Below are 11,130 nucleotides of genomic sequence, written 5' to 3' on the forward strand. Positions count from 1 at the left end.
ATTTCTTTTTTATAATTTTTAGTTTCAGCAACCACTCGCTCTTTAGATTTATTATTAAAAGTGGTTACTAAAGCTCAAAACAAAGGCGCATAGTTTGCGCCTTGTGCTTATTCTTCTAATGTACTTAAGTCACCTACATCTTGACCTAACGCTTGTGCTTTAAGGACACGGCGCATGATTTTACCTGAGCGTGTTTTTGGTAACGACTCAACAAATTCAACACTTTCTGGTGTTGCAATCTTGCCCATTTCATTACCAACATGCGCTTTGAGCTCCATCGCCAACTCCGTTGTAGCTTCAACACCAGCATTTAAAATAACGTAGGTGTGAATTGCATTACCTTTTAACTCATGCGGTAAACCAACGGCCGCTGCTTCAGTCACTTTAGGGTGGCTAACAAGTGCACTTTCCACTTCTGAAGTACCTAGGCGATAGCCAGACACTTTCAATACCTCATCCATTCGGCCAATAACCCATATGTAGCCATCGTCGTCTTTCTTTGCACTATCGCCCGCTAGATAAATCCACTTACCTTGCTCATCTTGGCTCCAGTAGAGATCTTTGTAGCGCTCGGGATCTTTAAACACCGTTCGCGCCATACCCGGCCATGGGTTTTTAATGATTAACTTGCCTTCTTCATTCGCTGGTACTTCTTTGCCATCGTCATTTACAATGTCAATTTCATTACCGAAAAACGGCTTGGTTGCTGAGCCAGGTTTTAATGGCGTAATAGGCAGTGGACAAACCATAAAACCCCCGGTTTCTGTTTGCCACCAAGTATCAATAATTGGGCACTTACCTTGGCCGATAACACTGTGGTACCAACGCCATGCTTCAGGGTTTATCGGCTCCCCAACACTACCTAATAAACGCAAGCTAGAAAGATCGTGTTTTTGCGGCCAGCGATCGCCGAAGCGCATTAAGCCTCGGATTGCTGTTGGTGAGGTGTAAAGAATATTAATCCCGTACTTTTCAATGATCTGCCACCAACGGTTTGGATATGGATAGTTTGGCGCGCCTTCATATAACATAATGGTGGCACCATTAATTAACGGTCCATAAACAATGTAACTGTGACCTGTGATCCAACCCGGATCAGCAGCACACCACCAGCGATCTTGTGGTTTGATATCGAACGCCATACGATGAGTCGTTGAAGTATAAACTGAATAACCGCCATGAGTGTGAACCATGCCTTTAGGTTTACCCGTTGTACCTGAGGTGTACAAAATAAATAGCGGATCTTCAGCATCTGTCTGTTCAGTTTCACATTTTGGGCTGGCTATCGGTAGCGCAGTCAAATCATGTAACCAAAAATCACGTGCTGGCTCCATTTCAACGTCTAAATTATTGTTTTTAACACAAATGCACACTTCAATTGACGGTGAACGGTTCATCGCATCGTTGGCAATCGACTTTAAGTCAACTTGTTTGCCGCGGCGCCAGCCGCCATCGGCGGTGATCAGTACACGTGATTGCGCGTCATCAATACGCGAAGCTAAAGCTTCCGTGCTAAAGCCTCCGTAAACCACAGAGTGGATAGCGCCAATTTTGGCACACGCGAGCATTGCAAAAACGAGTTCCGGAATCTGTGGCATGTAAATCGTGACGATGTCACCTTTTTCAACACCCATGCTTTTTAACACATTGGCGAACTGACAAACTTCTCTATTCAAGCCATTGTATGAAAAGTTGCGCACTTGACCGTTTTCACCTTCCCAGATAATCGCCATTTTGTTGCGATTAGCATTAGTTAGGTGGCGATCAATCGCATTGTGAACGATGTTCGTTGAACCGCCTTTGAACCACTGATAAAACGGCGCATTAGACTCGTCTAATACTTTATCCCACTTTTTATACCAGCCAAGTGTTTCCGCTTGCTCAGCCCAAAAAGCTTCTCTATTTTCAACCGAGTAATCGTATAGCTTTTGATATTCAGCAACATTGGCTTGCTCGATGACTTCAGTACTAGGGTGAAAAATATCTTGTTGATTCTCGCCAGTCATGGGTAACCTCAATAACGTGTAGACTTTTAATAGTTAATTGCTATCTAGGGTAGAGGTTGACTGTTTTGTTGGGTATTAGACCTAAGTCTAAATCGGTAAATTTTCGCTATAGACTTTAGTCGTAGAAAAGGTAATTACAAATCGGTCTACCAACTTAAAAATTGTTTTAATGGCTTGTCTTGTAGATCATTTTGGTAAACATAAGCTTGGAATAGTTCAGCTGTCGCTACGGCATCACTCAAGGCGTTATGTGCGTGGTAATTGTGTAATTTATATCGGTCACGCAATGCTGACAGTCTAAGTTGAGACGGGTCGTACGGAATGATTTTTTGATCAAAGCACTTTTTGTGTAACGCCAAGGTGTCAACAAATAAAAAAAGGGGTGCTTGACCATAAAGCTCAAGACAGGCCTGTTGTAAAAATGTCCGCTCTACTTTAGCGTAATGTACGAGCAGTACTTTACCTGAAGCCAATTGAAGTAAGCGATCAATTTCGTGTTTAAGCTGCTCGCCCCTAGCCTGCTCTTGATCGGTAATGTGATGGATACCGACATTTTCTGATGCCAAGGCCTGTTGGCAGTTAATAATTTGATGGTGACTAGTTGCAAGGGTAATTTTCAATTGATTAACCTCACAGTACCCGACACTGAGTAATTTGTCTTGCTTGGCGTCTAGTCCTGTGGTTTCAAAATCAAGGGTTAGCAACGGCACATCTTTGATTGGCGTATTTTTATCCGGCAAAGGTATTGCCAAATAGTTTTTTAAAACTTGATGTTGCGCCTTGTTTAGCTGTTTTTTACGCAGCGCTTGATAGCCAAATAGCTGACGATAAATCATCCGACTAATACACCGATTGCCTGTTGTCTTGCAGGGTTTTTATCACCTTAAAGGCATCTTTGACGTGGGCGCGCTCTAAGCGAGATATTTCTTTGGGTGAAATATCATTATCAACGCTCTCGCCTTCGAGTTGCTGCATTACTTGATGTTGTAATTTTAATTGGTGAAGTAGTTGAAAAGCATCAATTAAATTCGCCGCTGACGATTTAGTTAACACCTTACTGCCCGCACACTGCTCTAATCGCTCAATCGTTGAAACGGCTTCTACACCGTGTGAAAGTGCATAGATTCGAGCTAAATCAACAATGGGCGCGATGCCTTGATGTTTAATGTCGAAGGTCTTCTTATTTTTACCATTTTGTTTTAGAACAAAATCGCGAAACATTCCCAACGGTGGCTTAAGCTGTAGTGCATTTTTGGTTAAATGCGCAATAAACAACGTATTTCGCTGACTTTTTTCTAGCATTTTCGCTCGAACTTCCTCGAGTAAGCTTTCATCACCGTAAACCGTGGTTAAGTCAAAAAAGATACTCGAATGCATTAATGCTTTGGGTTCAGGCGTATCAATCCACTGACTAAAGTATTTATGCCAAACCGTTTGTTTTTGCCGCCAGGTACTGTTCATCGCCATGACATTGCCAGGGCAATAAACAAAGCCACACTGATTTAAGCCATGGCAAACAAACTCCGCGAGCTTGGTAAACCATTGCATATCTCGCTCGGTGGCTTCATCACTTATGATCAATGCGTTGTCTTGATCTGAATGTGCATACTGCTCTTTTCTGGCTTGTGAGCCAGCTGCAAGCCAAGCAAAATTGCATGGTGCTTGGCCTATCTCAAGCATCGCTAACTCAATCATTCGTTGAGTCAGTGATTGGCAAATAGCACTAATACTCTTACTAATATTAAGTGCCGTGGTGCCTATTTTACTCATGCGCAATTGTAATTTAGGGATCAGCGTGGCGATTTCTTCTAGCGCCTCAACGGTTTTGGCTTTGCGAATCATATGGGTAATATTGACCGCATTTTGCCCTTCGTAGTGCATTAAATCAGTAATACTAATCATGCCATCGAGTTGGCCACTCTTGGTAACGGGTAAATGATGAATACGACAAGCGTTCATCAGTAGTAAAGCGTCATAAGCACTTGCTTTACAGTCAATGGTTTTAATTGCCGTCGTCATTATATTCGCTATAGGCGCTTGGATATCGACGCCTTTAGCGATACACCGTGAACGCAAATCTTTATCGGTAATAATGCCTACAGGCTTGCCAACATCTTCGACCACCAAGGATGAAAAGCCTTTTTCGGTCATTTTTATCGCCGCCGCTTGAATAGAAGCACTCGCGGTAATGGTTTCAACACCCGCTTGATAGAATTGCTCTAAGCGCGCATTACTCAATGAGGCATTTATCACATCCTCTTGAGCAAGCTGATTAACTTTGACTTGCAAGCGTTGAGCCGCTGATTGCTGTAAAAAATCGACAACGCTTTGCTGTGTTTCAATAACAGGTAAGATATCGGCAAGGGCAAAGCAATATAAAATACAATCCTCTTCCGCTCGCACTTTGACATCGAGCTTATCGTTGGCAAAAGCAAAAACGGTACATAAATCTTGTTCGCCGTATTTATCAATCAAACTATTATCGTTATCAAAATACGCCAACAAGCCTTTTCGGATAATAAATAAGCTAGGCTTGGTTACACTCTCTGGTGGCAACGGCTCGCCGGCCCGAACATAAAGAATTTCGAGGTGTTTAACTAATTGCTCAACTGAATATTGGTCGAGTAAATCAAAAGGAGGTACTTGGCCAATAAATGTTTCAATCTCTGCTAATTCGCTACTCATGTTTTGCTCATTACCTGATACTTTGCTTATTACTAGTAATACTTGCCGATGCACTTTGGCGCAAGTGTTTGACCAAAAACCTAGACTAAAGTTGAATACCTGAGCCCAAATTATCTTGCTAGTTTAACTAGTGTGTATTTCTTTAATGATTGTTTTTGTTTAAAGATAAAAGTCAATTTTCAAAGGACAACACGCCCTTTAGTAAGCGGTTTAATTGCACTTAGGTGCGAAAAAGCGACTTACAAGGCTATGTGATTGATATACAAATTCAACAAAACAACAGGTGTGAATTAACTTTCATAACGTCATCACATATAACGATAAAAAAGTAAGGAGATAGGTTGTGGAAACTACAAAAGGCTATTGGCAGGAAAACCTGCGACTAATCTTAATCTGCCTCTGCATATGGTTTGTTGTTTCATTTGGTTTCGGGTTATTACTGGTCGAGCCGTTAAATGAAATTAGACTTGGCGGATATAAGTTAGGCTTTTGGTTCGCGCAGCAAGGTTCAATTTATACCTTTGTCGCGTTAATTTTTTGGTATACCAAAAAAATGAATGAGTTAGATAAAAAATACAATGTGGAGGAGTCGTAATGGATGAGTTAAAACTCTACACGTGGATCGCCGTTGGCGGTACCTTCGGATTGTATTTTTTCATCGCTTGGTGGGCTCGTGCGGGGTCAACCAGTGAGTTCTATGCAGCTGGTGGTGGTATTACCCCACTACAAAACGGTATGGCGATTGGCGCCGACTGGATGAGTGCGGCATCGTTTATTTCGATGGCGGGCTTAATTGCTTTCTTAGGTTACGGCGGCTCAGTATTTTTGATGGGTTGGACCGGTGGTTACGTATTACTCGCGCTTTGTTTAGCGCCATACATGCGTAAACACGGTAAGTTCACCGTACCAGAGTTTATTGGCGATCGCTTCTATTCAAGAACAGCGCGTATTGTTGCTGTTGTATGTTTGATCATCGCATCTATTACTTACATCATTGGTCAAATGAAAGGTGTTGGGGTTGCCTTCTCTCGCTTCCTAGAAGTTGAGTACGATATGGGACTATACATTGGTATGGCCGTCGTATTCGTCTACGCAACGCTAGGCGGTATGAAAGGTATTACTTACACCCAAATTGCACAGTATGTAGTATTAATTACTGCTTATACTATTCCTGCGATTTTCATTTCACTTCAGTTAACGGGTAACCCAATTCCACAAATAGGGTTAGGGAGTACCTTAGCCGATGGCAGTGGGGTTTACTTGCTCGATAAACTCGATATGGTGGTGTCAGATCTCGGCTTTAAAGAATATACAACGCAAACGCTAGGTGGTGTTGAAATGTTCGCCTATACCTTGTCACTTATGATTGGTACCGCCGGTTTACCGCACGTTATTATGCGCTTCTTCACTGTGCCTTCAGTAAAAGCTGCTCGTCAGTCTGCTGGTTACGCACTCGTATTTATCGCATTACTTTACACGGTTGCTCCAGCTGTTGGTGCGATGGCACGCTTTAACCTGATGAATACTATTGAGCCGGCAGCAGGTCAAAACCTTGATTATGCTGAGCGCCCACAATGGTTTAAAGACTGGGAAAAAACAGGCTTATTACAGTTTGAAGATAAAAATGGCGATGGCAAAATCCAATACACGGCAAATCCAGAAACCAATGAAATGGTTAAAGTTGACCGCGATATCATGGTGTTAGCTAACCCATCTATCGCTAACTTACCAAACTGGGTAATCGCGCTAGTTGCCGCTGGTGGTTTAGCCGCCGCACTATCGACCGCTGCCGGCTTATTACTTGCCATATCCTCGGCAATATCCCATGACTTAATGAAAGGGGTATTGATGCCAGATATGAGTGAGAAAAACGAGCTGATGGCCAGCCGAGTGGTGATGACACTATCGGTACTATTTGCTGGTTATCTCGGGCTTAATCCGCCAGGGTTTGCCGCCGGTACCGTTGCCCTAGCGTTTGGTCTAGCTGCATCGAGTATCTTCCCAGCATTAATGATGGGTATCTTCTCTAAGAAGATGAACTCAAAAGCAGCGATTGCCGGTATGTGCGCAGGTTTAGGTGTAACAATGCTATACGTATTCCAACACAAAGGCATTATGTTTATCCCTGGTACGTCGTTCTTAGGTGGTATGGAGCCTAACTGGTTCTTCGGTATTTCACCTAATGCATTTGGCTCAGTGGGCGCCGCAGTTAACTTTGCTGTTGCATTCATTGTCTTAAAGGCGACAGGTCCTGCACCTGCAGACATTCAAGCTATGGTTGAGAACTTCCGTTCTCCACACGGTAAGATTGCTGCAGCACACGATCACTAGTTAGTTAATTGAAAGCCTAAAGGTGTATGCTAATACCATCGCCTTTAGGTTTTTTTGTTAATACGGAAAACAATAAAAATGAATAAACATATTAAAATCGCTATTTTTGTCGCACCGTTTCTCCTGCTTGGTGGCTATATCGCAACCGATATGTATTTAGAAAATGATGCCAAAGCCAACAAAGTCTTTAAGTTAGAGCAAGATGGTCATTGTGATGTTTACAACAGAAAATGCATTCTTACCACGGGAGAAATGCAAGTCAGCATCGAGCAGCACGAACAACAAACCGTGGTCAATACCACCTACCCGATTGATGAAGCAATACTATTTGTCGTGAACAATGAGCAAGATGTCGATACCCACAAAATGACCATGCGACAAACACCTTATTACTGGCAAACACAAACGACTTTACCGCAAAAGCTGGCAGTAAAAGGCGACAGCGCTAAATTAAGAATTATCGTAAAATACCAAGGGGATCAATATATTGCCCAATTTTATAGCCAAACCGTTCGCTAACAATTAAAGTAATTAAAGCAAAGTTTTTTCGGAAAAGTTTTTATGTTTGCAAACTGGCAATTGGTGACGCTGTGTTTTGTTTATATCGGTTTATTATTTTATATCGCCTATTGGGGTGATAAACATCGCCATTTAATTTCGGATAAATTCCAACCTATCATCTATGCCTTAACCCTTGGGGTTTACTGTACCTCTTGGAGCTTTCTCGGTACTACCGGACAAGCGTCAAATAACTTTCTGTCCCATTTACCCATTTATTTAGGCCCTATTTTACTATTTGTATTTGCTTGGCCTTTATTGCAGCGCATTATCGATGTCAGTATTAAGCTCAATTTGACCTCGATTGCTGATTTACTCGCGGCTCGATTTGGCAAATCACATAATTTAGCGATTGTTGTGACCATAGTTGCCTTAATTGGTACTTTGCCGTATTTGGCCCTACAGCTAAAAGCTATCGTCTACTCGTTTCAACAACTGCAGGTGCAGCCGTATCACAACGATGGTTGGTTTGGCCTGATTGTCGCCTTTGTATTAGCGATTTTTACCATCATGTTTGGTATTCGTCAGATAGACGTAACCGAGCGTCATCCCGGCGCTATGCTCGCCATTGCTTTTGAATCGCTAGTCAAACTAGCGGCGTTTGCAGTACTTGGCATATTCGCGGTATTTTTTCTTTTTGATTCGCCTATGGACTTGTGGGTGCAAACCCAAGCCAATGAGCGGTTAGATCAGCAATTAACCTTTCCTAACCTGACGAGTTTAATCGCTATGCTAATTATTGTTGCGGCGGCATTTTTATCACTGCCACGCCAATTTCAGGTTATGGTTGTCGAATTAAAGGACAAGCGCCACACCAAGCTTAGCCGAAAGGTATTCCCGCTGTATTTAACGGTTTTTGCCCTATTCGCCATACCGCTGGGCTTAGCAGGAAATTTTTATTTAGGCGACAATATATCAAGTGATGCTTATGTCTTGTTTTTACCTAGTGTAACCAACCAATACTGGCTCACGTTGCTTGCGTTTTTAGGTGCTATTTCAGCAGCGAGCTCAATGGTTATCATATCCGCGATTGCACTTTCTACCATGATTTCAAATGAAATTGTTTTTCCTCATTTATTTCGCAAGCAAGATAACCACGCGCAAGAGTTTGAGAGCTTCCAACAAAAGTTGCTAAATATCAGAAAGTCAATTGTTTTAGTGATCATCATGCTCGGCTATAGCGTGTTTTTACTAACAGCACCTGAAACTTTATCGTCATTAGGCGAAATTGCTTTTGGTGCCTTTGCCCAACTCACCCCTGCTCTACTCGCCGCCTTTTATTGGCGAAGTGCCAATTTAATTGGTGTTTATGCCGGTATTATTGTCGGCTTTATGTTGTGGCTTATTTTGAACTTTATGCCGCAAATGGGCGTTTACCCACAACCATTTAGCGAAGTATTCATGCCAGCAACTACTGACGCCACCCTGATCAGTCTAGGCGCAAATGTATTGCTAATGTGGCTTGTTTCACAAATCAGCCGTCAAAGTGTTCAAGAGCGCGTGCAAGCCGCTATTTTTATCAAGTCACAAGACCAAGAAGAGTTTACCGCTTATAACAAACGAGCCATAAATGTTAACGAGCTAGAGGTTTTGGTTTCACGATTTGTTGGCGAGCAAAAAGCAAAGCAAAGCTTTGCCGCCTTTGCTGAGCAACACGGTGAGCTATCAACCAAGTCACACCAGTATTATCAAGCGCTATTACAACATACCGAGCAAACCCTTGCGAGTGTCATGGGAACGCAGTCAGCACAACTGGTGTTGACCTCAGCGATTGAAGGTCGTGATATCGCCCTTGATGAGCTCGCTCAGTTGGTTGAAGATGCGTCGAGCCAACGCCAACAATTTAGTCAGAACCTGGTTCAAAGTGCTATTGAACATGCTAGTGAAGGGATTTCTATTATCGATAATGAACTTAAACTCGTCGCATGGAATAAAAAGTACTTAACCTTGTTCAATTATCCTGAAGCGTTAATTTATGTCGGCTGTGATATCGCGACATTAATTCGCTATAACGTCGAGCGTGGCTTGTGTGGCCCCGGAGAGGTTGAGGAACATGTCACCAAACGTATTAATCACTTGAAAAAAGGGACACAGCACAGCTCCGAGCGAACATACGCCAATGGGCAGGTGATTCGGATTGAAGGTAACCCTCTTCCCAACGGCGGCTTTGTCATGATGTTTTCTGATATTACTGCCTATCGCGAAGCTGAAAGGGTCTTAAAAGATGCCAATACCGACCTTGAGGTGTTAGTTAACGAACGCACGGTAAAACTTGCCCAAACCAATGATGAACTGGCTAAAGCACGCGAAAAAGCAGAGCAAGCCCATCGCAAGAAGAGTTTGTATTTGAAAGCTTGTAGCCATGATTTGATGCAACCATTAGAGGCCGCACGCTTATTTACCGAAGCGCTTTCACATCAAAGTAATTTAACTGCAGCGCAGTATCGACAAGTAAAAAATATCGATGCATCACTGAGAACTGCCAGTGATTTGATATCGGATTTGGCGGAAATTGCCCGAATAGAAAGTGGTAATATTAAACCTAATTTTCAAGCATTTGCCCTTGTTGACTTATTTGAAGAGCTACAAAAAGAATTCTCTATGTTGGCTCAACAGTACTATGTCGCGATTAAAATAGTCAACACAAGCCTGTGGGTTTACAGTGACAAATTTTTATTGCGCCGTATGGTACAGAATCTATTGGGTAACGCTCTGCGTTATGCTAGCCCAGGTCGAGTATTACTAGGTGTGAAACGTCAAGGCCAGCACATTGCTATTCACGTGATCGATAATGGCCCTGGTATTGCGCAAGAGCAACAACAAGCGGTATTTGAACAGTTTACCCAATTGCACGATACCCAAGAATCGGCAAAAGGACTTGGCTTAGGGCTCAATATTACCCAAGGTATTGGCGAAATTATTAAGGCGCCAATAGCACTGCAATCAATTGAAGGCAAAGGCGCCAACTTTTCAATTCTGGTTGAACGAGCAACACCAAGAGTTGTTGCCAATACATCACCTATTACCAGTAAGGCAAATAACTTTAGTGGTGTCACTGTCTTGTGTGTTGACGATGATCACGCCGTACTAAATGGCATGGTTGAGCTATTAACGGCATGGCAGTGTAAAGTTATTGCCTGTCACACCCGTGAACAAGCAGTGGAAGCTTTCGCCAAAAACAGCGACATGATTGATATTGTCCTTGCCGACTACCAACTCTCGCCGATCGACAACGGCTTAAGTGTTATAGCGGAGTTACGCGACAATTATCCACACTATTTACCAGCAATTTTACTAACCGCAGCTAATGAAGATGGCATCGAAGATAAAGCCGATGAAGCTGATGTAGGCTTTATGAGAAAAGTAGTTAAACCGGCGTCATTGAGAGCTATGATGAGTGCAATGCTCGCTAAAAAGTTATCTTCTAATTATGGCAATTAAATGATGCTCTATCCAAAGAGCGAATGATCTTACAAGTTGTTCCATTCGATTGCTATATTGATTCGCCCCTTTAATAAATTCCAATACACTACAGGATATTACGAAGAAA

7 protein-coding genes are annotated in these 11,130 nt (G+C 42.6%); 4 read left to right on the forward strand and 3 right to left on the reverse strand.

Annotated elements, in window-relative coordinates; genetic code table 11:
• Nucleotides 1–107: 107 nt before the first annotated feature.
• The 3 genes from acs to LP316_RS12465 form a co-directional block, all read right to left on the reverse strand.
• On the reverse strand, nucleotides 108–2,006 hold the full coding sequence (gene acs, locus LP316_RS12455; RefSeq protein WP_193021478.1) for an acetate--CoA ligase: 1,899 nt from the start codon (nucleotides 2,004–2,006) through the stop codon (nucleotides 108–110).
• Between the two features lie 146 nt (nucleotides 2,007–2,152).
• Entirely contained in the window at nucleotides 2,153–2,842 is a 690-nt protein-coding gene (locus LP316_RS12460) for an exonuclease domain-containing protein (protein ID WP_193021479.1), read from the reverse strand.
• Between the two features lie 4 nt (nucleotides 2,843–2,846).
• Nucleotides 2,847–4,691: a putative nucleotidyltransferase substrate binding domain-containing protein gene (locus LP316_RS12465; protein WP_193021480.1), complete on the reverse strand. Its 1,845-nt coding sequence runs from the start codon at nucleotides 4,689–4,691 to the stop codon at nucleotides 2,847–2,849.
• A gap of 343 nt (nucleotides 4,692–5,034) precedes the next feature.
• Between LP316_RS12465 and LP316_RS12470 the strand changes: the two genes are divergently transcribed.
• The 4 genes from LP316_RS12470 to LP316_RS12485 all read left to right on the forward strand — a co-directional run bounded on the left by LP316_RS12470 (nucleotide 5,035) and on the right by LP316_RS12485 (nucleotide 11,021).
• Nucleotides 5,035–5,286, forward strand: a complete 252-nt coding sequence (locus tag LP316_RS12470) for a DUF4212 domain-containing protein (RefSeq protein WP_193021481.1) — start codon at nucleotides 5,035–5,037, stop codon at nucleotides 5,284–5,286.
• The gene (locus LP316_RS12475) at nucleotides 5,286–7,022 is read left to right on the forward strand and encodes a sodium:solute symporter family protein (RefSeq protein ID WP_193021482.1); all 1,737 of its coding nucleotides are present in this window, start codon (nucleotides 5,286–5,288) and stop codon (nucleotides 7,020–7,022) included. The genes LP316_RS12470 and LP316_RS12475 overlap by 1 nt, the downstream gene beginning before the upstream one ends.
• Nucleotides 7,023–7,100: 78 nt before the next feature.
• On the forward strand, nucleotides 7,101–7,541 hold the full coding sequence (locus LP316_RS12480) for a hypothetical protein (RefSeq protein WP_193021483.1): 441 nt from the start codon (nucleotides 7,101–7,103) through the stop codon (nucleotides 7,539–7,541).
• Nucleotides 7,542–7,583: 42 nt separating this feature from the next.
• Nucleotides 7,584–11,021: a PAS-domain containing protein gene (locus tag LP316_RS12485; protein ID WP_193021484.1), complete on the forward strand. Its 3,438-nt coding sequence runs from the start codon at nucleotides 7,584–7,586 to the stop codon at nucleotides 11,019–11,021.
• Nucleotides 11,022–11,130 lie beyond the last annotated feature (109 nt).

This window comes from Thalassotalea sp. LPB0316 (assembly GCF_014898095.1).
In the GTDB taxonomy this organism is placed as follows: domain Bacteria; phylum Pseudomonadota; class Gammaproteobacteria; order Enterobacterales; family Alteromonadaceae; genus Thalassotalea_G.